Consider the following 25081-nt stretch of genomic DNA (forward strand, 5'->3'; position numbering starts at 1 on the left):
ATGAAATCTAATTATCTCTTACCGCACATTTACAAAAAGATCGGCTGGTTTATCACCATTCCTTTATTTTTTATAGGGCTTATCTTCTTCCCCCTCAATGACACATTAGAGATCTTCAGAGCACCCAGCTGGTTTGACTCTTTCCCCGGTGAATATTCTGATGAAGTGATTTCTGCCGGTTTGATCATTGGCATGTTGCTGGTTGCCTTCAGCCGGGAAAAGATCGAAGACGAATACATTAACAAGATCCGGTTGGAATCTCTCCAGATCTCCGTGCTGATAAATTATCTCTTGCTGATCATTTGCATACTTGTTGTGTATAACATGGATTTTCTGGCGGTGATGGCTTACAACATGTTCACCATCCTGCTTCTTTTCATCATCCGGTTTAATTTCATAATTTACCGCAACAAGTAACGCCTTATGAAAAACAGCATCAAAGTGGAACGCGCCAGGAAGAATCTCACACAGGATGAGCTGGCCAGGCTGGTAGGCGTTTCCAGGCAAACCATCAATACCATCGAGTCTAATAAATATGTGCCTTCCACCATTCTGGCCCTGAAAATTTCGAGGGTATTCGAAAAGCCGCTGGAACAAGTTTTTGAGTTGGAAGAAGGAGATTAGGTAGCCGGCAGCTGATCATTATTCAGCCGCCGTTGTGTCACTCACTTCGGCGGTTGGTTCTTTTTTATACTTTGCTTAGGGGGCTATGAATCGCAACGCTGGCGCAAGTCTTGTGCCGCAAGCCTCCTGCGCGTGAGCTGACTTGTGCTCAAGGTGCTCAGCAAAAACAATTCATTTCCTCTCCCCAATTTTCAACTCCTCTCTCGTCTGCACAATATTCATCGCCAGCGGATTCACGTATTGCACCAAAAATTTTGCCCGCATATTTTCGTTGAACACTTTCGTCGTATCCAGCATCCGTTCCGCTTCCATAAAGAGTTCCCGGGTTTGATCTGAAAAATGATGATCCAGTTTATCCTGGTAAAATAACCACACCGCCTTCACGCCGGCTAAAGCTCCCTTCGTATCCGCCACGCCATTTTCACTCGTCTCAAATGCTTTCATCTTTCCCATTTCCATCTCCATCGCATCAAACAATTGTGCGTCTGTAGATAACAATGTATCCGTCGATCTTCCTAAGTGATCAATATGACTGATCACCTGGAGCGTTTCTCTTCTCATCGCCGCAGTATCATTCAATGTGATACTGTCCCATCCGCTCAAAGCCTCTGCCGTAGCGGGATCAAAGTACCCTGCAAATAATTCCAGTTTCTTGTAAGCGTCCCGCGTATCCCTGAATTGTTTTTGTATTTCTGTTGCTTTTTTATGCCCCGTTACCGCTTGCAGGAATTGATGAGATTCCTTTTGCAAAACGCGAAATTGTATACCATACCAGTCAATAGCATGCGCTGCTTCCGAAGAAAGTTTTTTCGGCCGCTGTCCGTTGATAATGGAAAAAATTCCGGCGAAGAACGCTACGACAATAAAGATACCTGGACGCATATATTTTTATTAAAAGGGATGTTGGGATAGAAAGGACCCCTCCTTTCGGGAAGGGTCCTCGTACTTCTTCAGGGTTAAGAAAGAAATTGGATTACCTGAAACTAACACTTCTATGTTACCCCAGTGTTACGATCTCTTTTTTTTAACAGGAACAATGGCATTCCCCTTGCAGTGAGATTTATGCTATTTTAGCATAAAATCTCCAAGAATGGGCAAGCATGGATTAATTCCAATTCCTGATGCGATCAATCCTTTCAAAGTAAGGAAACAGCGCCTCATGAATTTCAACCCCGTAACCGCCAGTACTTCCCGCAAGGTTGTGGAGAAAGTGAAGATCACCGTTTTTGAATTCGATGAGGATAACATTCGGGAAGAAGTGATGGACAACGTATCCGATTGTTTCCGGTTCAGGGAAACCAAAACCATCAAGTGGATCAATGTGGACGGGGTCCGGCGGGAAGAAGTGGAAAAGATCTGTGAACATTTCCACATCCACTACCTGCTCATGGAGGATATTATGAGCGAAGGCCAGCGCGCCAAAATGGATGAGATCGGGGATAATGTTTTCTGTTTATTACCCATGATGTACTTCATGCAGGGAAGTTCCACTGTAGACCAGGAGCAGGTAAGCCTTGTTTTAGGAAAAAATGTGGTCATTTCTTTCCAGGATGATCCGGACCGTGATGTGTTCAATCCCGTCCGGGAAAGATTACGCACGCCCGGCACAAAGATCCGGAACTCAAGTGCCGACTATCTTTTATATTCCCTGCTGGATATCATCGTAGACAACTACTTTATTGTAATGGACGGTCTCGGTGACCGGATAGAAGTCCTGGAGGAGATCATTCCCCGTCAGCCCAACAACCGTACCCAGGCCCGGCTTAATTTTTTGCGCAAAGAAATGCTGTTGTTCAAAAGAGGGATCACACCTGTTCGCGAGGTAATGAACGGTTTGATGAAATCAGAGAACAGGCTGCTGGAAGAAAGTACGGTCAAGTATTACAAAGATGTATACGATCATATCATCCAGGCAGTGGACCTCGCAGAAAGTTATCGTGAGTTGGTGATGAACTTGCAGGAGTTGTACCATGCGCAGATGAACCAGAAACTGAATGAAGTGATGAAAGTGTTGGCGGTGGTAACAACATTACTCGCCCCGCTCACTGTGATCACAGGAATTTACGGGATGAATTTCGATGTGATGCCGGAGTTGAGAAGTCCTTATGGTTACTTCATTGTGCTGGGGGTGATGTTATTCATTTTCGTTTCCATGTTGCTGATCTTCCGGAAACGGGGTTGGTTCTGAGTTTTTCAAAAAAAATAACCCCCTCGCGGCCCGACGGTTACTTTTTCTTATACACAGGTACCGTTGAACACGGCTCCCCATACATGATACTTTTCACAACCGGACGCAGCAGCCTTGTGATTTCCACATAAGCCGCTTCCGTAATTTCCTTATCCCCGCAACCTTTCACAACTACCCGCAGATCCTGAAATTGTTGAGGATCAATGCTTCCGAGGTTTTTCAGGAACAGGGTTTTCTGTATAAAATCTGCATCCCCAAATCCGTAAAAACGTGCAACTGGCTCTAAGTAACTGGCTACCAACATATAAGCCCAAATAGGCACGATGGCATCAGCACTGCAAATGATAGCTACATTTTTATCCCGGAACTGTTCCCAGTCCGTGGTAAGCAACCCTGCCCGGAAATCTTTCTCCTTCAGGATCAGCTCCATAAAAAGATGGTCCTTCAGATCAAACACCGCTGTTTCTCCCTGAGGGTAATATTGTTCCAGATCTATAGTGGTGAGTGCGCTCTGCGCAACTTTGTTTACAATCTCGTCCATGGCTCTTCCTGTAATTATTATACAAATTTACGAAATTCCGGGGTACCGGGGATAAACAGGTCTTTTGCAAGAAAGCCTGCCGGAACAATTACAAAACTTATTCTCCTTCTGTTTCCAGAAAAACTCCTGCTCCGGTTACGCTCCTTAAAGAAAAAAACCTTCCCACCGGCTCCGACGGAGCCGATAAATCTTTGCCTCCTTATCCAATAAAAAAAGGGCCGGATTCTCATCCGGCCCTCTATAGACTATATCTTCTAAAATTAGTTTCCTGGGAAGAAAGCAGCTCTGTTATCCTTGATCTCACTTTTCTTCTTCAACGCTTCAAACAATTGCTGATCAGCAAATTGCTTCAGGCTTTGTTCATAAGCCATCCGTTGTTGTGCATAATCAGTAGCAGGCTGAGGAGCTGGTACAAAAGCACCCACTTTAATAACAAACACTCCAGTATTACCTTGAATAGGAGCAGAAACTTTAGCAGTACCCCATGCTTTATTAAATGCGGCACCAGCTACACGCGGCTCATAACCAATCGAAGCAATAAAAGGTTGTCCAAAGCTAACACCCTCTGCAGTTAACACAGGCTGATTAGTTGTGCTGGCAGCAGCTTCCAGTGTTGCAGGCTCTTTCAGCTTAGCAATGATCTGTTCTGCTTTTTTCGTTTTTTTCACTTCTGCTTCCACCATCGGGCGAACTTCAGAAAGTGGCGCAGTACCTTTTTCACGGGCACCGGTCAAAACACCTACCACAAATTTATCTTCCAATGTAAACACAGGGCTCACATCACCTTTCTTCGCTTTATAAGCCCAGGCCACAATTTCACGGGAACTACCCAAACCAGGCAATACAAAATCCATAGGATTAATATTGTCCGCAATGCGTTTGTTCAATCCTTTTTCCTGTACAGTTTTCTCAAAAGATTTTTGATCCTGGTTAGCAGTAGCAAAATCATTCGCACGGCTCAAAGCCTCGCTGCTGGTAGTGCTGCTGGCATCCACACGTTTACCGAGGTAAGCTATTTTCAGCGCAGGTCCTAAGTTCTTTTGTTCTGTGATCTTTACTACTACATAACCGATAGGCAGTTTGATCGTTTTCATTTGACCGGTGGTTCCTTCGAAAGCGAAGTCTTTCACCAGTTGCAGTTCAGGCGCAAAATATCCTGCAGGAGTAAGTGTGTACTCACCGCCGGTTTGTTTACTGTTTGGATCATCAGAGAATTTAACAGCGAGGGAATCAATATTAGCACCTCCGCGGATGGCCATCTCTAAACTATCTGCACGTTGTTTTGCAGCAGAGTCATTAAGACTTGGTTGCACAGCAATAAAGATCTGACGGATCTTAGCCGTGTCCGGCATAATTTTGCGTTCGATCATTTTTGCATAAATGATCAGGTTGCCGTCCTGGTAAGGTCCGTATACAGCGCCTACCGGAATATCCACGATAGAATCTTTATTAGGTACGCGGATCTGGCTTTTCGGAGCGAAGCCATCAAAATAAGCTACTTCAGAATTCAGTTTGATAAAACCAGCGATGTCCGGAGTAGTATCCAGTTCTGCTCTCAGTTTTACCAGTTCGCCCAAAGCAGTAGTACTGTCTGCAGCAGAAGGTAACGCATCAAAAGAAACGTATTCTACTTTGCGGCTTTCAGGAACTTCAAAGCGGGCTTTGTTCTCCTGTATATAATTATTTAATTCTCCGTCGGTCACTTTAATAGTGCTGTCTGAAATGGTAGCGTAAGGAACCTGCACATAACTAATATTAGCATTTTGTGCATTTTCCGCAGCCTGCATTTGAGCGAGCCACTTAGGATAATAAATACCCTGGTGAACCAACGTAATATATTTAAGGTTCTTTTGGTATTCAGCAATCATCTGGTCAAACTGTACCAATTGTTTGCTCACTTCTCCGCTTGGATCCTGTCTTGCATTTTCTCTTACACGGTCCAGGATAGAATGGTCGAATTGACCAGTTTGAGGATCTGTGAAATTTTGGAGTACAAGGGGGTTAGGATTTTTACCGTTGATCTGATCAGCAATTTCCGCGGTGGTCACTTCAATGCCCAGTTCATTATACTGTGCGGTCATGATCTGCTCACGAATGAATTCGTTCCAAACTTGTTCACGAATCCTTTGTTGATCTTCATCACCCAGGTTAGCACCTTGCAGTTGCTGACGTGCCTGGTTCTGAGCAACATCTATCCTGCGCATGTATTCACGATAATCCAGCTCTTCGCCGTTCACTTTACCTGCAGTGGTAGTTTGTGAAAACATGGAACTTTTTCCGAAAAATACATCTTGTAGCAAAAAGCTCACAATAGCCACGCAGATCACTACAATGATAGCAACGGCATATTTGTCCCTGATTTTCTGAATAACTGACATATATTATATAGTCTAAATTTTAGAGGTAGCAAAAATAGAATAAAATAGTTGTAACTGCAAAATAGGTTTTTCAACCTCCAAAGTCAATACAGCAAAGGGTTTGAGCGGTACACAAAGGGGGTGGTTTTCTATCTTCATACACACTTTATCCACATTTTACCCGTAATTAAGAGATAGGTATTGGTTGTTAAAAATCTTGTTAAAGTCCCGCCATCTGGCTATTTCCGGGTTTGGCGCCCGGCTGAATATACTCGTGGTTATCCACAAAATAAGAATATGCCGGATATAATCCACAACAAAATGTGGATTGATCAGAAGAAAACAGGAAAATTTTCAGAGCCACGGAATTTCAGAAAAGAGGGTTGTTTTGTTCACAGTTGTTGTGAATAACCATGGGGTTAACGTTGTTTTATGTGGGTAAACACCCCTTGAGAAGAGCGTATAACTAAATTTGTTTTTCATCGCCAATGTATTTTCAATCCTCCGGCGGTGGATAACCTCCCTCTTTTAACAATTTCTTAATACTCACAACCCCGAAAAGTTGTTCACTCAGTTCCTTGTTAACACTGTGGATAAAGCATGCCAAACTCAGCAGTAACGGGAAAAATCGATGTTAATTTGATGTGGATAGCCACTAAAATAATAATAACAAGTACATTTGTATCAGGGTGAGAAGATGAGTTTCCCCCATATTCACACCCCTAATAGTAGTGGGCTTTTCTCTTCTTTTTAAAAAGAAAAATTAATCTATAGCTATGATTATAGACTTAGCGGAAGCAAAAAAAAATTTACAGAAAAAAGGGTTCCTTGACGTGGATGTGGACGTTAAGCTGGATCTTTTTGCGGAAATAGACCGGCTGAAGAAGGAAAAAAACGCGATCATCCTGGCGCACTATTACCAGGAACCGGATATCCAGGACGTGGCGGACTATATTGGAGACAGCCTGGGACTGAGCCAGCAGGCCGCTAAAACCGATGCGGACATTATCGTATTTGCGGGCGTACACTTCATGGCCGAAACCGCAAAGATCCTCAGCCCTCAGAAAAAGGTACTCCTGCCGGACCTCAAAGCCGGCTGTTCACTGGCAGATAGCGCGCCTCCCGAGCTCTTCAAAAAGTTCAGGGACAAGTATCCGGATCATATCGTTATCTCCTACATAAACTGTTCTGCAGGTATCAAGGCGCTCAGCGATATCATTTGCACGAGCTCTAATGCCGAAAAGATCATCGAAAGCGTTCCTAAGGACCAGCCGATCATCTTTGCACCCGATCGCAACCTGGGGTCTTATTTGATCAAGAAAACGGGTCGGGACATGGTACTTTGGAATGGAGCCTGTATGGTGCATGAGATTTTCAGCCTGGAAAAGATCACCAAACTGAAGGTGCGTCATCCTGAAGCCAAGATCATCGCGCATCCGGAATGTGAAGCACCCGTACTGGCCATCGCAGATTTTGTGGGTTCCACCACTGGTTTGCTGAAATTCACCCAGCGGGACGATGCGAAGGAATATATCGTGGTAACAGAAACCGGGATCCTTCACCAGATGCAAAAAGAAAATCCAACCAAGACTTTCATTCCGGCGCCGCCAAATAATGCCTGTGCTTGTAATGATTGTCCGCATATGAAATTGAACACCCTGGAAAAACTCTACCTCTGTATGGAGTACGAAGAACCAGAGATTACGATGGAAGAAGGTTTGCGCATTGCAGCCAAAAAGCCTATCGATCGGATGCTGGATATAAGTGCGAAAGCAGGGTTGTAATACTTTCAGATATTAAATGGCTGGCCGCCTCAGGGATAATTCCCTGAGGCGGCCTTTTTTTATAGAGTTCTCAGAGGAGACGGAAAGGTCATAGATAGGGTTGACATAGGCTCAAGATAGGATATGTTTTATACTATCATTTGTTTAAAGAAGCTTTTCATAACAGGAATTGAAAGAGGTACTAAATCGGCTTGTCGGAAAATATACTTCCCTACTCTGCAGGGATATATTGTAGATTGTGAGAAACTTATTTGTATGTCTAAGCTCATTGTAATACTGGATGCCAAGGATGGAGAAGTGTTGATTAACCCAAGTAGTGTTCGGCTTGTTCAGGCGCAACTTCATAAGGAGACGAAGGAAGAATTGTGGTGTAATGTTTTTTTTGAGGGGATCGCAGATCCTATTTCCTTCAACATAAAGTATGAGGAATTAAAGAGGCAATTAATGTAACCGGGCACTTCAATTGGGATCAATAAAAAAAGGATGTACTGATCAGTACATCCTTTTTAAAATCTTTTTTTCTTATTTTAGATAGCAATCTCTTCTACCCAAATATGATCTGCTTCTGTTTTGCGAAGTGATAAATTGTACCCCGCAACAATGATACAGATCGGATCACCCATCGGTGCAATCTTTTCTACTTTAACTGTTTCTCCTGGTACACATCCCATTTCCATTAATTTTATATGGATATCACTTTTCTCGAAATCCCGGATCACTGCACTTTTGCCAAGCGTAAGGGAAGAAAGTTTAATCATGATGATTTGTTGATCGAGTTAAAACCAATCTGTGACCAAAGCCCCAGCTAATTACGATGTAAAGGTATAGCACAAAGAGGAATATGCAAAAAACTACCCATGGCGGAACCAACTTTTCATTTTAATTTTACATGATGGCAGTACAGTTTTCAGCACATGAGGTAAAGGTAGGTATGAAGGATAGAACCCGACTCAAAGCTTTTATCCAGGATTTGTTTAGAAAGGAAGAACAGGGATTGAAACATCTACAGTACATTTTTTGTACAGATGAATACCTCTTACAATTGAACGAAGAGTTTTTGAAGCATGATACCTATACAGATATCGTCACCTTTGAATTATCGGAGGATCCTGAAGTAACCGAAGGAGAGATCTATATAAGTATTGATAGGGTGAAAGAGAATGCGGAGCATTTTGAAGTGACAGAGAACTACGAATTACACAGGGTTATTTTTCATGGGGCTTTGCACTTGTGTGGATACAAGGATAAGACGAAGAAAGAAGAAGCCCTCATGCGGGAAAAAGAAGATGAGTATCTTAGTTTATACTTTCAAAAGTAAAAGGGATGTTCCACGTGGAACATCCCTTTTGTTTAATTTCGGGTATAATGAAATCAATTCGATAGTAAATGGAAATCTTAACCATAAAAAGAACAACCAGGGACCTGCCCATGATGATACTTATTGTTATCATTTTCCTCTTTCCAGGAGTATATATGATGTATCTAAACGGTCCCACCAGTGTTACGTTTATATTTGCCGCTCTTTTTAACCTTTTAATACTTGGTATCGCGGCATATGGTTTTGTGGCAATCTTTAAAAAACACGCATTTTTTGTACTGTCTAAGGATGGTTTAGTGTCTCGCTATAAGAATGAGAGAAGATTTTATAATTGGGAGGATATCAGATCATATCGAATAGAGGCTGAAATGGAGCAGTATTATTCAGAAGAGATGAATAGTCATCAGTCCAGAAAGTATAATTCCATCGTTTTAACCCTTCAGGACGATAGTTCGATACGTATTTCAATAGACAAACTCTCTAAGGAACTAGCTGAAATTATTAAACTCCTTGGTTTGTATAAGGGTGCATAGTGAGTAATTGTCGACCAGGCTTCTTCTTTTCTTTCTTAAATAGGGTAAACCATATGGATCCCAGATACTATATAGTACCCGGAATGGGATTCGAACCAAGGATTTATATGCTTAAGGGCTATAGAATCATTTCCCTTTATAAAGCGAGGTGCTTTGAATGCTTGCACGAAAGGGGAATGTTCCACGTGGAACATTCAATAACCCACTAAAACAACCATCAAAAGAGCAGTTAAGTAACCTATTTTTTCAATAAGCGAGGTTAGTAAGTAAAAGGATGGGACTGAAATGTTCTTAACTCCATTCCTATTTTATTGAAACAATAGGGTTCATTTGAGTCCAAGTTTAATAGTTGTTGCCCATTATAAGAGATGTTCCACGTGGAACATTGTCTTTTTAGATCTGAAATGGAAGGATATGGTATCCTCTTAAACAGATTTGACCACTGTGAGGTAACTCATTAGATGTTAACCATGTTGTTGTATAATGTTCCACGTGGAACATTTTCCCTTTGGAGTGACCCTTATTATTAAGAAATGCTCATGAAATGCGCTACATCTCTTCCCTTTTCTGAATCAGACCTTCAATTTCTAGCCCTTCTGCTTACATTCTTATCCTTTGTATGAGCTTGTTCTTTTAGATATTATCCCTCTTTAAAGCGGTTTGATCAAAGAATAGTATTTCTTTTGAAAGAAGGCCCATGTAGTCCATGAGGTAAAAGGAGATAGTAAGCTCCAATAAAGTGTTCTTTATAAGAAAGTGAAAGGCTATTTATTCTTTCTCTTACCACGAGATCGTCCCTTATTCTGATATTCTTCAATACTAAACTGATAAGAAAAGCCAAGCGCATTTACCTTTCCCCTATTTTCTTTCTATATAGCACCTTTAAAGAAGTAAATATTCTTCAAGAGCTCTTGTTTCCCCCCACAAAATACTTCACTATACCCCCTGTGTAATGTTCCTATCCTCATATAAGTCTTCTTCATGAACTTAATTTACCCGTCATTCAGGGAGAAATCCCTCCTTCAAACAATGAAAATCCCTCGATTAAACAGGTAAGGTTCTCTTTTTAATCCCCTTGGGTTATTCCATAAGGCCGATGATTTCCTTTCTTCAGGAAGTTTTGCTTCCTCTTTCCAGGATAGATTTCCCTTTGAAATGTATAAACCCTCCCTTCTTTCACCCTCCTTGAATACATAAAAGCTTATTTCTACCCGCTAAAGCAATATTACTTTTTAGAAAATAACCTCCGCTCCTACTTAAAGGATATAATTCTCCTCCCCCGAACATAGAAAGGCTCATTTCTCTTTTGATATTTCCTCCAAACAATACGACCTACCCCCAGCATTTATTTCCATGGAAAGCGCTTCTACCTAAAAACACTCACCCCCTTCTAAAAGAATGCTGGAAAACAGATGATCTTCCTTCTAAAAGCAAAGGACACCCCAGATAAAGAGGGCCGTTTTAACCCCCTCGCATCCAATCTTTATACTTAACTTTGCAATCTCAAAATTCAAGTATGTTCCCTTCTTACGATGTTATTGTTGTCGGTGCTGGTCATGCCGGATGTGAAGCTGCAGCTGCTGCAGCAAACATGGGCTCCCGGGTGTTGCTCGTAACCATGAATATGCAAACAATTGCCCAAATGAGCTGCAACCCTGCAATGGGTGGTATAGCAAAAGGACAAATTGTACGCGAAATAGATGCCCTCGGCGGGTACTCAGGTATCGTCACCGATCAATCTATGATCCAGTTCAGAATGCTGAACCGGAGTAAAGGCCCCGCTATGTGGAGCCCAAGAACACAAAACGACCGCATGCTCTTCGCCGCAAAATGGCGCGAAGCATTAGAAAATACCCCTAACGTAGACTTCTACCAGGATATGGTAAAGGGTTTATTGATTAAAAACGGTGTTTGCCACGGTGTAGTAACCGGCCTCGGCCATGAAATCCAGGCAAAAGCTGTAGTCTTAACCAACGGTACTTTCCTGAATGGCGTTATCCATATCGGCGATAAACAGTTCGGGGGAGGAAGAGTTGCTGAAAAAGCAGCCACGGGTATCACAGAACAATTAGTTTCCCTGGGCTTTGAAAGCGATCGCCTGAAAACAGGAACCCCTCCCCGCGTAGATGGACGAAGTCTGGATTATTCCAAAATGGAAGAACAAAAAGGAGACGATGAAATCGTAGGATTCTCCTACATGGACGTAGAAAAGATCAAACCTTCCCAACAAAAAAGCTGCTGGATCACCTACACAAGTGATAAAGTACACGATATTCTCCGCACAGGATTCGACAGATCACCTATGTTCCAGGGTAGAATTCAGGGGATCGGACCAAGATATTGCCCAAGTATTGAAGATAAGATCAACCGTTTTGCAGAAAGAGAACGCCATCAACTGTTCGTAGAACCCGAAGGTTTCAATACCGTAGAGATCTATGTGAACGGTTTTTCCACTTCCTTACCCGAAGATGTACAGCAAAAAGCACTGCAACAGGTAGCCGGTTTTGAGAATGTAAGAATGTTCCGCCCAGGGTATGCTATCGAATACGACTTCTTCCCACCTACCCAATTGAAGTTTTCACTGGAAACAAAGCAGGTTTCTAACCTCTTTTTTGCTGGTCAGATCAATGGAACAACCGGTTATGAAGAAGCAGCATGTCAGGGTTTGATGGCTGGTATCAATGCCCACCAGAAAGTAAAAGAGCTGGAACCATTGGTATTAAAACGTAGTGAAGCATACATCGGCGTGTTAATTGACGACCTTATTAATAAAGGAACAGACGAACCATACCGCATGTTTACCTCCCGCGCAGAGTTCAGAACACTCCTCCGCCAGGACAATGCAGACCTTCGCCTCACAGAAAGAAGCTATAAACTGGGCCTCGCCACAGAAGAAAGGATGCAGAAAACAAGAGAAAAACGCTCCGGTGTTGACCAGGTGAAAGCGATTTTGAAGGAATTACCACTGGATATGGAAGAGGCAAACAGCTGGTTGGAAGAGAATGGATCTGCTCCATTGAAGGAAAAACAAAGAGCACATCAGATTTTATTACGCCCTGGATTGGATATTATGTCCATGAAAAACAACATCGCAAAGGTAGGAAACGCCCTCGCCGGATTCAGCAGGGAAGTTTTGGAGCAGGTAGAGATTCAGGTGAAGTACGATACTTACATCGAAAAAGAAAATGAGCTGGTAAAAAGAATGAGTGAACTGGAAGATCTGATCATCCCCGATACTTTCGATTACACAAAACTCGTTTCTCTTTCCAACGAAGCACGTCAGAAATTCAATAAAATAAAACCACGCACTTTAGGACAAGCTAGTCGGATCAGCGGAGTGAATCCAAGCGATGTACAAATTCTCATGGTGTACATGGGCAGATAAAAAAAGGAAACTAAAAATAGATAGAAAAGCACCCAACCCGGGTGCTTTTTCATTTTCACCTCAAAAACGCATAACTAGTTGAAAATCAATAAAATAAAAACATCCTCAAATTTCAACGATCTCAGCATGGGTAAAGTAGTAGTATCAAAATCGCCCAAAATCCAATAAAAGCCTTAAAAATGTGTTTTCTGAAGAATCAGGTAAAAACAGCTTTTACGAAGGTGAAAAAAACATAATTTTTCCACATCCAAGGCAACTACTGTGAATTGAAACACGTAAAAGATGAGGAAGTAATAACAACGTCTAAACCTTATTAAAAAGATTCGGTAACTTATGGGAAGCAGAAGATTTCCAATTTTGGAAAATCTCTGAGTAAGTTAAGATAGTAACAAAACAGTGCAGGACATAGTAGATATCATCGAAGGTTGCCGCCAATGGAAACGTAGCAGCCAGGAGGCACTTTACCGGCAATTCTTCGGATATGCCATGGCTATCTGTTTGCGTTATGCTACCAACAAGGACGAGGCGATTGAAATTTTAAATGATGGGTTCTTGAAAATATTTAATCACATTCATACTTACGATACATCCCGACCTTTCAAAAGCTGGCTAAGTAAGATCATGGCCAATACGGCAATCGATCATTTGCGCAGCAGAAAGAGAATATCATTCTCAGAAGATATTACGCAAGCCTATGATCTCGGGGTGTCTGATGATAAAGCACTGGATAAACTAGCCTATGAAGAATTACTCCGACTGGTACAAGAATTACCTCCAGCTTATAAAACTGTTTTTAACCTGTACGTTATGGAAGGTTTCCAACACCAGGAAATTGCAGATATGTTAGGAATTTCTGAAGGTACCTCCAAGTCTAATTTATTCAAGGCAAAAAGAATATTGAAAACGAAAATTGAAGAATTAACGTCTCAAAATAATGACACCGGCAAGATCGGTGCAACAATGCAAAAATGAGTGAACAATTTGAAAATAGCATTCGTAAAAAACTGGAGGAAGCTGATGTTCCCTTCGATCCCGCCGCATGGGATGATATGAAAAAGCGGCTGGATGATTCGGATCGGCGCCGTCCCGTTTTTTGGTGGTGGACCAGTGGGTTCCTCCTACTCCTCCTTCTTGGTGGAGGCGGCTGGTGGTGGTATGCCCAATCGGATAAAACTACCGCACTGCAAAATGTACCGGTTGAAAAAACTGTCGCTGAAAATATAAACACGCCCAATACCAATCCAGGCAATGTAATATCAGCACCAGAAGAAAAAGTAAGCACACCCGGAAATACTGGCGTTGATAATTCCATCACACCGAAAAACTCCGCAAGGCAAAATTCTACAGTACAAAATCAGGTAACAAAAAGCTCCGCAAGGCAAAATGCTACCGTGCAAAATCAGGCAACAAAAAATTCCGCCACGCCAAATTCAACCACGCAAAATCACACCATACAAAATCACACCACCCAAAATCACATAACACAACAAACAACAACACAACAACAAACAATAATAACAGAAACACCAATATCTAATAACGAGCCATCAAAGGCCACCACCTCAATACCATTTAACCAACTACAAAAAACTACTGAACCGGTAAATGTGAATAACTCACCGGTAATAGAAAAAACAGATAAACCAGCGCAACAAATACCAGACACTACCGCCAACACCTATACGAATGTGGATAAACCTAAAGATTCCACAGTTCCTAAAAAGAAAAAGAGAGGTTTCGAAGGTGGCATCACCCTCGGCCCGGATTATAACATCGCTTCTTCTTTCGAAAGAGGGAAAATCGGTTACGGTGCTGGATTATTATTGCGCTACCATGTTAATAACCGGTTGAATATCAGCGTGGGCGCTATTTACACCAAAAAAGTATATGGTGCTGCAGCCAAAGATTATACATTCCCCTACCCCACCAATTATGTAAAAATTGATGCGAACTGTGATGTACTCGATGTTCCGCTCAATGTGCATTATACTTTCCTGGATCAACCGAAAGGTTCCTGGAGTGCAATGGCGGGGGCATCTACTTATTTAATGCTGAAAGAAAAGTATGATTATTATTGGGCCAACAATAATAAACGCACGAGAGAATTCAGCAATCAAAATCAACATTATTTTTCAGTGCTCAATCTCGGAGTAACCTACGAAAGAAAAACAGCGGGCAGATTGAAATGGGCATTACAACCCTACGTGAAAGTTCCCCTGAACGGAGTAGGTGAAGGAAAAGTAAAACTGAATTCAGCCGGCGTATCACTCCAGCTGATCTTAGGCAAAAAAGATTAAAAGATTTATTTTTCCGAGCGGGTACGGATCTTTTTATAAACACGTATCGCAATAAGCAGCACCAGTGTGAAAGCGGTAAGGCCAACTAAGGCCCAGGCCAAACTCAGCAAGCTTTTCAGCACAACAAGAAAAACGATGGCCACTAAAAAAATGGTAGCCACTTCGTTCCATATTCTTAGCTGTGTGGAAGTGTAACGGAATTGATCTTTCATCAACCCCTTAAAAATGCCGTGTAATATAAAATGATAAATATAGAGTCCTAATACAAAAGCAAGTTTTACCCACAACCAGCCGGGGATCCCTCCCAGCATAATAACCATCCATGGCCCGAAGATAAGTGTGAGCACAGCAGAGGGCCAGGTGATCCCAAACCACAACCGCTTCATCATGATCTTATATTGTTCCTGCAAAATACTGCGGCGCGGTTCTTCAGCAGATTGTGCTTCCGTATGATAAACAAACAATCGCACAATGTAAAAAAGCCCGGCAAACCAGGTGACTACAAAAATGATATGAAGCGCTTTGATGTATAAATACATATCCTGTAAAATTAAGGAAGATTGCGGGAAACATACCGATGTAATAAAAGATGCATCACCACGCCCACACACAAATTCGCCACACACCAGAACGTCATCCAACTATTCTCCAGGTAAAAATTCGCCCCAAAGAACCAGCAGGTAAAATAAACGTGGAACCAACCTGGCACTAACCAGGTTACCAAAGGTAAGCGCCCAACAGCAACCTTAACCCGCTTCCTAAACCCAACAATAGCCAAAGAAGAAAAAATGATCAGCAAAGCAACAAACCGATGCATGCTCGTAACACCAAAAGTTTTCAACCAGTCGGACAATGGGAATAAAGAAATATACAACGCAACTTGAGAAATAAGAATAGAAAGCAACGGAATAGAAATACGCCAGGCCGTGAATTTCGTCCAGCGACTTTTTTCCAGCAACCGCGCAAACACAGAATAATAAAACACTACCAGCAGCCAGCCATAAAAATTACCATAAGGAATTCCGAACCATTGCCCTGTTAAAGAATCAGCCACAGTGGTACGGCCTTCCCAATCCCAATGCCACATGTGCAAACGATAAGCCACCACATCCATACTCAGGTCAATATTGATAGCAAGTAAAGTATCTATCGCTGCCGCGGCCCAAAGCGGAACTCCCAAAGCATCCGTGATCAACCGTGCAGTGTACATGATCACGGCCCAACCCATACCAATGCATAAAGGAATATCATTGGGCGCAGTACCAAACATCACCATAAATTTTCCATACACATAAGCCCCGCTGCTGGATACATTCACAAACTCCAGTAACAGCCCGAAACCCAGGCCACCCAAGAGATACGCCATACTGCCCGGACCTTTTTTCCACGCATGCCAGCAACATAACACGAACAAAATGTACATGCAGATTTCCGTAAGAGGATAGCAAAAACCTGGGGGATAACCATAGGGCATTCCGCGAAAAGGAAGCATAGTGATACTGTTTATAATTGTTCTTTATCCATGTATGAATTCTTTCGGCTGTCCTTTGCCGTGATATACACAAGCAGCGACACAAAGATACAACCCGTTACATACCAGTAATACCAGGACTCATGGCCGATGTTCTTAAAATAAAGTGCAAGATATTCTGCCGTTCCACCAAAGATAGCTACCGTTAACGCATATGGCAAACCAACACCCAACGCCCGAACCTCCGCCGGAAATAATTCCGCTTTCACCACTGCATTAATAGATGTGTAACCACTCACAATTAACAACGCCATCAGGATGAGAAAGAAAGCAGACCATGCCGAAGTCGTTTCACTCACCGCCGTAAGAATGGGTACCGTCAATAATGAACCAAGTACGCCAAACCCTATCAGCAAAGGTTTCCGGCCGATCTTATCTGATAGCCAGCCAAATGCCGGTTGCAGACAGGCATATATTAACATCAAAGAAAAAGAGATCATGGTAGAATGTTCCTTGGATAACTTCACCGTATTCACCAGGAACTTTTGCATGTAAGTAGTATAAGTATAAAAAGCGATCGTTCCTCCTAGAGTAAGTCCCACAACCGTCAACACCGCCTGCGGATGTTTTTTCAGCAACACCATAACAGAACCGCGCTCTTTCTTTTTATCATGCAGATCTACAGATTCATGCATATTACGGCGTAGGTACAAAGCCACCAATGCCAGAAGGGCACCGATCACAAAAGGAATTCGCCAGCCCCATTCACTCAGCTGTGCGGGAGTAAGAAAAACTTTCTGCAGCAACAACTGAATACCCAGCGCAAATAACTGACCACCAATTAAAGTAACATATTGAAAGCTGGAAAAGAATCCTCGCCTGTCAGACGAAGCCACTTCACTCAGATAAGTAGCGGAAGTTCCATATTCACCACCTACACTCAACCCCTGTAAAAGCCTTGCCAGCAAAAGAAGTACCGGTGCCGCCAAACCAATGGATTGATAAGATGGCGTGAGTGCAATCATCATAGAACCAAAAGACATCAGCAAAACCGATAAGGTCATCGATGCTTTCCTCCCCTGTTTATCAGCAATGCTGCCAAACAGCCAGCCACCAATTGGCCGCATAAGAAAACCCACTGCAAAAATAGCTGCCGTATTCAGCAACTGTACGGTAGGATTCCCCGCCGGAAAAAACACCGGCGCAAAATAAATAGCAAAGGCGGCATAGGCATACCAATCGTACCACTCAACCAGGTTGCCAATAGAACCAGTAAAAATTGCCTTCAATCGCCAGGCGGTAGAAGCATTCCGGGGAAGCGGGTTTTTGGACATAGTTCAAAAATAATTATTTTAGAGGGATGAAAACAAGGAAACTAAAAACCTGTATCAGCTTATTCCGCAAAGAATTAAAAAAAATGGAAGAGCGCGTAACCGAGCAACAAAAACCGCTTCTCGAAAAAGCAGAAAAATTGCAGGAGCTGATGGACAAAATGGAAAAACTTTGGAAGATCCCCGTAGACTACAACGAACTGATAGCCTTATCAAAACTCCCACTCCACCGGCAATCCCATAAACTTTGAAAATGGCTTGGATGCCTTAACCATGGCCTGCTGACGGGCATCGCTAAATGGCTGGAAAGGAACACTTTCCATTTGCAGCACATTCTTTTTCACCGTACGTTTCCAGGTCCCTTCTATCCTTCCGTTCACAACAATGGTAGGACTAAATATCCCATTCAAAGGCAGTAATTTTTTCAACCGCTCTTCATCCACGATCAGTGTCCTGTCTGCATAACCAATAAAATATTCATCAAACCCCGGCAGCAAAAACACACCTGAAGTATTTTTAAATGAACCAGGAACATCCGGCATCCAATATTCCATATCATTAAAAGTGATCTTAGAAAGCGAAGAAGTTACAGACAATAACCCCGCTCTTGCATCCCCCAACGTCAACCCGGCCCATGAAGCAAAATCCTGCACCGTAGCCGGACCATGCCCTGTAAAATATCGAAGCGCTAATTTCGCCCGCGCTTCTTCTGCAGAAATACCAGAAGAAGATGGCGCCCAACTATCCAGCAACTCATAGGTAAATTCCTTACCCCGCCTGGCCCCGCAGCAGATCACCTGATCCAGCGCAGCGCGGCTAAGAAAATGATTCATCCTTTCATTGGTAACAGCAACACCATTTTTCACCAGCAAAACTTCCAGTTCCTTACGGGTCAAGGAAGAAGAAGCTAAAGCCTTCTCAAAAATGGTATTGCTTTTCGCCACCACCGCATCGTCCAATTCCAATTGTTTATAACGCCCGGCATATTTAGAAACAATGCGTGGTCTCACAAACGCAGCGATCCATCGAACATCAGCCGGCGAAACAAAATGTAAAGTTCCGCGGATGGTGGTAGTACGCACAATTAAACGAGAGAGGATAGCCTGTTCAATATCCGCATCTGTAGTTCCCGGTAAACGCAGGCCAATAGACCATTTCGCTCCTGCATAATCCTGTGCCTGCATAGCACAGAGATGCGAAACCACATCAACAACAGAAGTTGCCGTTGTTTGAGAAAGCAGCTGATGGTGTAAGCGGAGATGAATAAGGTCCCGGGCTGTCATGAACCCAAATATAAAGAAAATGGGCTGTCCCGAAAATCTTCAGAACAACCCACTTATATCTGTCCGCCAAATAAAACTAATCTAATGCATAAGGGAAACGCTGCGGCCTAGTGAGCATCGCATTTGCTTCATCATCATTTTTAAATACTTCCTTGATCGGATCCCAGTATAATTTACGTTTCAATTTCATACCCGCATGATTCAACAGGCAAACCGTACACGCACGATGCCCTACTTCAATTGGAGCCAGTGGCGGATTCCTGCTGATAACAGATTCCAGCCAGTTACCATGATGGTCCTTACTGTCTATCAAATGAATTTCATTCGGTCCAATTACAGAAGACAAGATCTTCGGATCACTGGCATCCAATGCTTTACTGTTCTTGGCAGCAGAAGCAGGATCATTGGCCGTAGCAGAATAATTGCCGCGGGAAACAAAGATCCATCCTTCAGATCCCATGAATTTCACTCCGTTAGGATAACTATCGCTGGCCAACACTTTCACACCATTGGCATACAGGTTCTCAGATTTGAAAGGCCCGTGTACATTCCATAAATTTCCGGCCGGCGGAAATTCAGCGCTGGCCATAATTTCAATAGGTCCGGTATATTCAGTACCCATTCCCCAGTTCACAATATCAAAATGATGCGCACCCCATCCTGTGATCATGCCCGCACCAAATTGTTCACAACGCAACCATCCCGGCCTGGAAAAACCAGAAGTAGGATGTACACGTTTCAATGTATAAGGAACGTAAGGCGTTTCGCCCAGCCACTTTTCATAATTCAATCCATCCGGAATAGGCATGTCTGTTTCAACCGTACTTTCCTTAGGATCATCGATCGGCAAACCAACATAGATAGTATGCAGTTTACCAATGCGCCCGTTACGTACTAACTCACAGGCTTTTTTGAATTGTGGCATAGAACGTTGCTGGCTGCCTATTTGCAGGATGCGGCCAGACTTATGTACTTCATTGCTCAATAATCTTCCTTCCGAAATAGTGAGTGAAGCAGGCTTTTGCATATATACATCCTTACCCGCACGCACTGCATGAATAGCTGGTAACACATGCCAGTGGTCAGGTGTACTGATGGTCACCGCATCAATGTCTTTATTATTTAAAAGATCACGGTAGTCGTCATACATTTTAACCGCATCAGAAGCCTGACCCGTTTTCTTTGTATAATAATCGTCCACTAATTTCTTTGCAGACGCAAGCCTGTTCTTATCCAGATCACAAACCGCAATAATGCGGGCCGCGTCATGTTTCCAAACACCGGGCATATCATGTTCCCGGGAAATACGTCCGTTGCCGATACATCCAACATTAATGCGGTTGCTGGGAGCCAGAGGGCCACTCACTACATGTGCGGGAACAATGGTAGGGAAGTTGGTTAACGCTAAAGTACCAACAGCGCCCTTGAGAGAATTTTTAAGGAACTTCCTCCTGGAGGATTCCTTTTCCGGGTTCTTTTTGTTCATGTGGAATTTTTTATCGATTTAGAATCCGATGGAATTTCCGCCGTCGACTGGCAGGATCACACCGGTAATATATTTGGCGGCATCCGAAGCGAGAAAAACAGCCGCGAGGCCGATATCGTCCGGTTTACCTAAATGTTGCATAGGTGTTCTGCTCAGCACACGGTTTTTTCTTTCCGGGTCATTGTTCAGTGCCTTGGCAGACATATCCGTTTCTATAAAACCGGGCGCAATACAATTGATGCGGAGCCCCAGTGGACTCAACTCAACCGCCAGCGCTTTGGTCATTCCTTCCACAGCAGATTTTGCCGCCGTGTACGCAATCACTTTGGGAATACCATATTGCGCAGCCATAGAACTGATCATAATGATATTACCCTTTTTCCGTTCCGTCATTTTCTTAGCCACTTCCCGCGTTAGCGAGAAAACAGCCAGTTGATTCGTACGCACCACTTCCGCAAATTCTTCATCAGTTACTTCCAGCACATTTTTTTTCAGGTTGATGCCTGCATTGTTGACCAGTATATCAATCGCACCGAAATCTTTTTCCACACTTTCCACCAAAGTAACGGCTGCCGGTAACTGTGCAAGATCACATACTTTATAAGCAGCATTGGCACCCAGTTTGGCCACAGCAGCCTGCAAAGCATCTTCCCGGCGGCCCGCAATAATTACACGGGCACCGTATGTAATGAATTTTTGTGCGATAGAAAACCCTAACCCGGAGCCTCCGCCTGTTACCAGCGCCAGTTTCCCGGACAGATCAAAATCACTGCTTGTGCTCATAAACCCTTATTGTTGTTTGGCAATTGCCAATCCTTTTGTGGTCACGTAATATTTGGCGATCATGTTACGCACTTCCCATTCAGGTACTTTACCATCTTTCAGGAATTGCAGATAACGCTGCATCACATCCGCAAAATGTGCTTCATGGCCAGTCTTGAGATTATCGGGAATAGTGATCTTCCAGTTATTTTCTTTTTTCTCTACGCCAATACCCGGATATTTTTTCGCCAGTAATTGTATCGTAGCCTGAAGGTCTTGTGCAAACTGTTCATCATTCACCGCCGGCTCTACATACAACTCCGGTTTCCAGTTTTCGTCTTTTCCCTGGCGGATCACAAGATTTGCTTTTGTACCACGCACCATCGCATAATGGCTGTCGCCACCACCTTCCGGCGCCTGATAATTCCAAAGCGCAGTAACCTTTGCATTCACGCCATTGATCGCATAATGGATCGTTCCATTAGCCGGTACATTGATAATAGAATCCTTTACAACAAAAGGTTTCAGGTTATCCGGAATAGTTTCTGCACCAGTGATGGCAGTGAACTCAGATTGTTTCAAGGCCGTTGGCCATTTCTCCGCCTGCTGTACTTCAATGTCTTTTTTGTAATCGATGATCGTAGTATCAAAAACCATCCACTGTACAATATCCACCAGGTGTGTGTTCACATCTACAATGGCATCACCTTGTTGTGCAGGATCAAAGAACCAGGAGGGTCTTCTTAAGATCTTGCCGGAAACGTATTTATAAAAATGATGGATACTTTCAATTTCGATGCCCGGTTTGTCCACCGTACCTTTTTCCAGTTCTCCAATAACAGCCGGCTGGTGTAATAATTCTTTCTGCAGCAGGTTGGTGATCTCAGAACGTTCTGTCATGATATCATACAACAATACTTTTTTAGATTCCGCATCTGCAAAAGTTTGTTCCAGTAATTGGAAGTCCGCTTCTGAAATAGCCATGGGTTTATCTCCCAGCACATTCAATCCCGCAGCGATGGATTTGTTGATATAAGCAGTTTTCAGTTTGTTGTTTCCTGCCAGTATCACCACATTTCCTTTTTTCTCTGCGAGCATTTTCTCCAGGAAGTCCGGCCCTTTGTACACCACTTCTTTCCAATGCGTTGGATTTTCCGGACGGGCATTGTAAGAATCAATAAGACTAAGATGTGCATTTAGTTCAGCGCCGTCTGGTGCATAAACATTTACCACGCTGTCAATACCCGGATACATGGATTTTTGTACAAGGGCGGCATGGAAGTGCCCGGGATCCAAAGTGATCAATTGTACCATATCGGTTTGCTCTTTTGCCGTTGGCTGATTGCAGGCTACTGTAAACAAGCCTAAAGCCAGGATGTAGGAATATTTCATCAATCTATAAATTTATTAATAACGAACCGGAGTCTGCGGACTGGTAGCATAAGCTTTGGAAAGATCTCTTACCGTTGTCTGTGCAACCAGCCAATGAAGTCCCTGGTAAAGATGGTTCACAAGATCCGCTTTTTCATAATCTTCTTTATGATGCCCTAAAGCTGAAAACCAAACATGCCCCCCGTCAAAATCCTGGTACCACACTGCCGGGTAAAGATTACCATAAGACCCCATGTTCTTTTTGATCAGGGAATCCTGGTTGGGATTCAGGCTGGATACATCATGTGCCATTACTACTTTAATCCCCGGATATAATTCTTTGGAAAAATAGCACTCGTCAAACCGCGTCCATACTTTAGGAACATCCTTCACCGAAGGATGCGCCGCATCTATCACATTCACTTTGAAAGACTGGGAACGTGCATGCCAGGAGAACGTACCACCCAGTAATTGTTTGAACCATGTCCAGCTGCGTTCCGTACCAATGGCAGAATGAACACCCATAAACCCGCCACCAGATTGTATATATCGCATGAAAGCAACCTTCTGCTGATCGGTATCAAATACTTCATTGTTCGTACTGATAAAAACAAGCGCAGCATATTTATGCAGATTCTCATCCGTGAAAACAGTGGGCGTATCAGATACATCTACCGTAAACCCATGCTCCTTTCCCATCTTTTGAAATGCCGCTACCGCGTTAGGAATGTTATCATGTACATAACCCTTTCCGTTCTTCGTGTACAAAAGCACCTGGATTTTTTTCCAGTTCACCTGGGAGCTTTCCATTTTGCCGGTAGTTTTACAAGCCAGGCAAGAGAATAGAAACACATACACCAGCAGCCTGGAAAAGCGATAGCTCATCATAAGGGAAAAATTAAAAAATAAATGTGGAATATAAAATGTGCATATGGTTTGTCCGTATCAGTATGCTCACCCACTAAAAGTAGGGATATACAGGCTGTAATACAAGATCACCATAAATTTCCGTTACTTACATAGGCCCTCAAACGATACCGGTATCGTTTGCATTAAATATATTACATTTAATTCAGGGAAAATTTATGATAATCTTATAAGCGCCCCCTAAAAGAGGGCCTTTATTAGAGAATTGGCAAAGCGTATGAACAAACAGCATTCCGTAACCATCAAGGATATTGCGCAACAGCTGAAGTTATCACCTTCCACCGTTTCGAGGGCCCTGCGGGATAGCAAGGACATCAAACTGGAAACGCGGTTACTGATCCGGCAGGTGGCGGAAGAACTACACTATAGCCCCAATCCCATCGCACTCTCTTTAAAAGAAAAACGCAGCAAGATCATCGGTGTGATCGTTCCGGAAATTGCCAACACCTTCTGTTCCGCCACCATTGCAGGAATAGAAGACATCGCTTACAAAAGAGGTTATCATGTAATGATCTTCCAAAGCCACGAGGCTTATGAACGCGAAGTGGCCAGCGTTCACTTACTGGAATCCCGCCGGATGGACGGACTCATTATTTCCGTATCCGGAGAAACCCGCCAGTTTGATCACCTCGAAGAAATGAATGCGCCTATTGTGATGTTCGATCGTATCCATGAAAGTATCCCTGCGCACAAAGTGGTGGTAGATGATCATGCCGGAGCTTTCCAGGGTGTGGAACATTTGATCCAGCAAGGTTTCAGGGACGTGGCCATTATCTCCATGGCCCCCTGGTTATCCATCACACAAAACAGGTTAAGCGGATATAAAGAAGCATTAAAGAAACACAACATCCCCCTGCGGGAAGAATGGATGATACACTGTGATTTTAACACCGCCGATATGGATGCCGCCATTCGCCATCTTTTCTCTCAACCAAAAAAACCAAATGCATTATTCTTTTCCGTGGAAAGGCTCGCCATCAGCTGCCTGAAAGTATTACGGGAATTGAATTTGCGCATTCCGGAGGATGTGGCCCTGGCCGGGTTCTCAGATAATCCCGTGAGCCCCTACCTGGCCCCTGCCCTTACTTCCATCCGGCAACCTACTTTTGAAATAGGACAGATATCCGCCGAACTACTGATAGAACAAATAGAAAATCCATCCGCAACCGTAGAACATAAAACCATCCAGTTAGGAACAACTCTCGATATAAGGGCCAGCAGCCTGAAGGTCTAAGCAACCAATGTGTAGTCCAGACACTTACTATTAGACAAGTTTAGACGAAATAAACAGCACTTATTTGAAATAAAAATAGTAGCTTAAATATAGAAATACCTAACTATTGCAATCGATTGTTTCAACAGCCAAAAGAAAGGACATTTAACCAACAGACTCCGATTCACGTTATTTCGATTATTGATTCCA

Annotated in this window: 23 protein-coding genes; 11 read left to right on the plus strand and 12 right to left on the minus strand. The window is 43.1% G+C overall.

What is annotated here, in order from left to right:
* Window positions 1–417: a hypothetical protein gene (locus GFS24_RS15250; RefSeq protein ID WP_153660634.1), complete on the plus strand. Its 417-nt coding sequence runs from the start codon at window positions 1–3 to the stop codon at window positions 415–417.
* Between the two features lie 6 nt (window positions 418–423).
* Entirely contained in the window at window positions 424–624 is a 201-nt protein-coding gene (locus GFS24_RS15255; protein WP_153660636.1) for a helix-turn-helix transcriptional regulator, read from the plus strand.
* Window positions 625–795: 171 nt separating this feature from the next.
* Here GFS24_RS15255 and GFS24_RS15260 read toward each other — a convergent pair whose 3' ends face one another.
* On the minus strand, window positions 796–1506 hold the full coding sequence (locus GFS24_RS15260; protein WP_153660638.1) for a hypothetical protein: 711 nt from the start codon (window positions 1504–1506) through the stop codon (window positions 796–798).
* A 208-nt stretch (window positions 1507–1714) separates the two neighbouring features.
* Here GFS24_RS15260 and corA point away from each other — a divergent pair, with 208 nt between their 5' ends.
* Window positions 1715–2812: a magnesium/cobalt transporter CorA gene (corA, locus tag GFS24_RS15265; RefSeq protein WP_153660640.1), complete on the plus strand. Its 1098-nt coding sequence runs from the start codon at window positions 1715–1717 to the stop codon at window positions 2810–2812.
* Window positions 2813–2849: 37 nt separating this feature from the next.
* Here corA and GFS24_RS15270 read toward each other — a convergent pair whose 3' ends face one another.
* Window positions 2850–3353 carry a DUF2480 family protein gene (locus tag GFS24_RS15270; protein ID WP_153660642.1) on the minus strand — a complete coding sequence of 168 codons (504 nt, stop codon included), beginning with the start codon at window positions 3351–3353 and terminating at the stop codon, window positions 2850–2852.
* 260 nt (window positions 3354–3613) lie between these two features.
* Window positions 3614–5731: a peptidylprolyl isomerase gene (locus tag GFS24_RS15275; protein WP_153660644.1), complete on the minus strand. Its 2118-nt coding sequence runs from the start codon at window positions 5729–5731 to the stop codon at window positions 3614–3616.
* Between the two features lie 755 nt (window positions 5732–6486).
* On the opposite strand from GFS24_RS15275, the gene nadA reads away from it, so the two are divergent.
* Together nadA and GFS24_RS15285 are read left to right on the plus strand one after the other, a co-directional pair.
* Window positions 6487–7494: a quinolinate synthase NadA gene (gene nadA, locus GFS24_RS15280; protein WP_153660646.1), complete on the plus strand. Its 1008-nt coding sequence runs from the start codon at window positions 6487–6489 to the stop codon at window positions 7492–7494.
* Between the two features lie 255 nt (window positions 7495–7749).
* The gene (locus GFS24_RS15285) at window positions 7750–7944 is read left to right on the plus strand and encodes a hypothetical protein (RefSeq protein ID WP_153660648.1); all 195 of its coding nucleotides are present in this window, start codon (window positions 7750–7752) and stop codon (window positions 7942–7944) included.
* Window positions 7945–8021: 77 nt separating this feature from the next.
* Here the strand turns inward: GFS24_RS15285 and GFS24_RS15290 are convergent, their stop codons facing one another.
* Window positions 8022–8252, minus strand: a complete 231-nt coding sequence (locus tag GFS24_RS15290; protein WP_074241570.1) for a FeoA family protein — start codon at window positions 8250–8252, stop codon at window positions 8022–8024.
* A 173-nt stretch (window positions 8253–8425) separates the two neighbouring features.
* On the opposite strand from GFS24_RS15290, the gene ybeY reads away from it, so the two are divergent.
* The 5 genes from ybeY (at window position 8426) to GFS24_RS15315 (ending at window position 15027) form a co-directional block, all read left to right on the plus strand.
* Window positions 8426–8812, plus strand: a complete 387-nt coding sequence (gene ybeY, locus GFS24_RS15295; protein ID WP_253906493.1) for an rRNA maturation RNase YbeY — start codon at window positions 8426–8428, stop codon at window positions 8810–8812.
* Window positions 8813–8880: 68 nt separating this feature from the next.
* The gene (locus tag GFS24_RS15300; protein WP_153660652.1) at window positions 8881–9345 is read left to right on the plus strand and encodes a hypothetical protein; all 465 of its coding nucleotides are present in this window, start codon (window positions 8881–8883) and stop codon (window positions 9343–9345) included.
* A gap of 1516 nt (window positions 9346–10861) precedes the next feature.
* Window positions 10862–12730, plus strand: a complete 1869-nt coding sequence (mnmG, locus tag GFS24_RS15305; protein ID WP_153660654.1) for a tRNA uridine-5-carboxymethylaminomethyl(34) synthesis enzyme MnmG — start codon at window positions 10862–10864, stop codon at window positions 12728–12730.
* A gap of 396 nt (window positions 12731–13126) precedes the next feature.
* Window positions 13127–13702, plus strand: coding sequence for an RNA polymerase sigma factor (locus GFS24_RS15310; protein WP_216647433.1), 576 nt, complete (start codon window positions 13127–13129; stop codon window positions 13700–13702).
* Window positions 13699–15027 (plus strand): porin family protein, encoded by a 1329-nt coding sequence (locus tag GFS24_RS15315; RefSeq protein ID WP_153660656.1) that lies wholly within the window; start codon window positions 13699–13701, stop codon window positions 15025–15027. The genes GFS24_RS15310 and GFS24_RS15315 overlap by 4 nt, the downstream gene beginning before the upstream one ends.
* Before the next feature lie 5 nt (window positions 15028–15032).
* Here the strand turns inward: GFS24_RS15315 and GFS24_RS15320 are convergent, their stop codons facing one another.
* The 8 genes from GFS24_RS15320 to GFS24_RS15355 form a co-directional block, all read right to left on the minus strand.
* Window positions 15033–15566, minus strand: a complete 534-nt coding sequence (locus GFS24_RS15320) for a CopD family protein (protein ID WP_153660658.1) — start codon at window positions 15564–15566, stop codon at window positions 15033–15035.
* An 11-nt stretch (window positions 15567–15577) separates the two neighbouring features.
* Window positions 15578–16393, minus strand: a complete 816-nt coding sequence (locus tag GFS24_RS15325; RefSeq protein WP_253906494.1) for a carotenoid biosynthesis protein — start codon at window positions 16391–16393, stop codon at window positions 15578–15580.
* Window positions 16394–16530: 137 nt separating this feature from the next.
* Window positions 16531–17832: an MFS transporter gene (locus tag GFS24_RS15330; RefSeq protein WP_153660661.1), complete on the minus strand. Its 1302-nt coding sequence runs from the start codon at window positions 17830–17832 to the stop codon at window positions 16531–16533.
* Window positions 17833–18041: 209 nt separating this feature from the next.
* Entirely contained in the window at window positions 18042–19112 is a 1071-nt protein-coding gene (locus GFS24_RS15335) for a winged helix DNA-binding domain-containing protein (RefSeq protein WP_153660663.1), read from the minus strand.
* 76 nt (window positions 19113–19188) lie between these two features.
* Window positions 19189–20598: a Gfo/Idh/MocA family protein gene (locus GFS24_RS15340; protein WP_153660665.1), complete on the minus strand. Its 1410-nt coding sequence runs from the start codon at window positions 20596–20598 to the stop codon at window positions 19189–19191.
* Between the two features lie 18 nt (window positions 20599–20616).
* Window positions 20617–21381 (minus strand): SDR family NAD(P)-dependent oxidoreductase, encoded by a 765-nt coding sequence (locus tag GFS24_RS15345; RefSeq protein ID WP_153660667.1) that lies wholly within the window; start codon window positions 21379–21381, stop codon window positions 20617–20619.
* Between the two features lie 6 nt (window positions 21382–21387).
* On the minus strand, window positions 21388–22752 hold the full coding sequence (locus tag GFS24_RS15350; protein ID WP_153660669.1) for a putative oxidoreductase C-terminal domain-containing protein: 1365 nt from the start codon (window positions 22750–22752) through the stop codon (window positions 21388–21390).
* Between the two features lie 15 nt (window positions 22753–22767).
* A complete protein-coding gene (locus tag GFS24_RS15355) occupies window positions 22768–23619 on the minus strand; it encodes a ThuA domain-containing protein (RefSeq protein WP_216647434.1) in 852 nt (283 codons plus the stop codon).
* A 256-nt stretch (window positions 23620–23875) separates the two neighbouring features.
* Here GFS24_RS15355 and GFS24_RS15360 point away from each other — a divergent pair, with 256 nt between their 5' ends.
* Entirely contained in the window at window positions 23876–24892 is a 1017-nt protein-coding gene (locus GFS24_RS15360) for a LacI family DNA-binding transcriptional regulator (RefSeq protein WP_153660670.1), read from the plus strand.
* The last annotated feature ends 189 nt before the right edge of the window (window positions 24893–25081 follow it).

The organism is Chitinophaga sp. SYP-B3965 (genome assembly GCF_009647655.1).
Taxonomy (GTDB): Bacteria; Bacteroidota; Bacteroidia; order Chitinophagales; family Chitinophagaceae; genus Chitinophaga.

Excerpts from the sequence above, each read along its gene's own strand:
- GFS24_RS15250 (WP_153660634.1), top strand. The coding sequence starts at position 1 with ATGAAATCTAATTATCTCTTACCGCACATTTACAAAAAGATCGGCTGG.
- GFS24_RS15255 (WP_153660636.1), top strand. The coding sequence starts at position 424 with ATGAAAAACAGCATCAAAGTGGAACGCGCCAGGAAGAATCTCACACAG.
- GFS24_RS15260 (WP_153660638.1), bottom strand. The coding sequence starts at position 1,506 with ATGCGTCCAGGTATCTTTATTGTCGTAGCGTTCTTCGCCGGAATTTTT.
- corA (WP_153660640.1), top strand. The coding sequence starts at position 1,715 with ATGGGCAAGCATGGATTAATTCCAATTCCTGATGCGATCAATCCTTTC.
- GFS24_RS15270 (WP_153660642.1), bottom strand. The coding sequence starts at position 3,353 with ATGGACGAGATTGTAAACAAAGTTGCGCAGAGCGCACTCACCACTATA.
- GFS24_RS15275 (WP_153660644.1), bottom strand. The coding sequence starts at position 5,731 with ATGTCAGTTATTCAGAAAATCAGGGACAAATATGCCGTTGCTATCATT.
- nadA (WP_153660646.1), top strand. The coding sequence starts at position 6,487 with ATGATTATAGACTTAGCGGAAGCAAAAAAAAATTTACAGAAAAAAGGG.
- GFS24_RS15285 (WP_153660648.1), top strand. The coding sequence starts at position 7,750 with ATGTCTAAGCTCATTGTAATACTGGATGCCAAGGATGGAGAAGTGTTG.
- GFS24_RS15290 (WP_074241570.1), bottom strand. The coding sequence starts at position 8,252 with ATGATTAAACTTTCTTCCCTTACGCTTGGCAAAAGTGCAGTGATCCGG.
- ybeY (WP_253906493.1), top strand. The coding sequence starts at position 8,426 with ATGAAGGATAGAACCCGACTCAAAGCTTTTATCCAGGATTTGTTTAGA.
- GFS24_RS15300 (WP_153660652.1), top strand. The coding sequence starts at position 8,881 with ATGGAAATCTTAACCATAAAAAGAACAACCAGGGACCTGCCCATGATG.
- mnmG (WP_153660654.1), top strand. The coding sequence starts at position 10,862 with ATGTTCCCTTCTTACGATGTTATTGTTGTCGGTGCTGGTCATGCCGGA.
- GFS24_RS15315 (WP_153660656.1), top strand. The coding sequence starts at position 13,699 with ATGAGTGAACAATTTGAAAATAGCATTCGTAAAAAACTGGAGGAAGCT.
- GFS24_RS15320 (WP_153660658.1), bottom strand. The coding sequence starts at position 15,566 with ATGTATTTATACATCAAAGCGCTTCATATCATTTTTGTAGTCACCTGG.
- GFS24_RS15325 (WP_253906494.1), bottom strand. The coding sequence starts at position 16,393 with ATGGCGTATCTCTTGGGTGGCCTGGGTTTCGGGCTGTTACTGGAGTTT.
- GFS24_RS15330 (WP_153660661.1), bottom strand. The coding sequence starts at position 17,832 with ATGTCCAAAAACCCGCTTCCCCGGAATGCTTCTACCGCCTGGCGATTG.
- GFS24_RS15335 (WP_153660663.1), bottom strand. The coding sequence starts at position 19,112 with ATGACAGCCCGGGACCTTATTCATCTCCGCTTACACCATCAGCTGCTT.
- GFS24_RS15340 (WP_153660665.1), bottom strand. The coding sequence starts at position 20,598 with ATGAACAAAAAGAACCCGGAAAAGGAATCCTCCAGGAGGAAGTTCCTT.
- GFS24_RS15345 (WP_153660667.1), bottom strand. The coding sequence starts at position 21,381 with ATGAGCACAAGCAGTGATTTTGATCTGTCCGGGAAACTGGCGCTGGTA.
- GFS24_RS15350 (WP_153660669.1), bottom strand. The coding sequence starts at position 22,752 with ATGAAATATTCCTACATCCTGGCTTTAGGCTTGTTTACAGTAGCCTGC.
- GFS24_RS15355 (WP_216647434.1), bottom strand. The coding sequence starts at position 23,619 with ATGATGAGCTATCGCTTTTCCAGGCTGCTGGTGTATGTGTTTCTATTC.
- GFS24_RS15360 (WP_153660670.1), top strand. The coding sequence starts at position 23,876 with ATGAACAAACAGCATTCCGTAACCATCAAGGATATTGCGCAACAGCTG.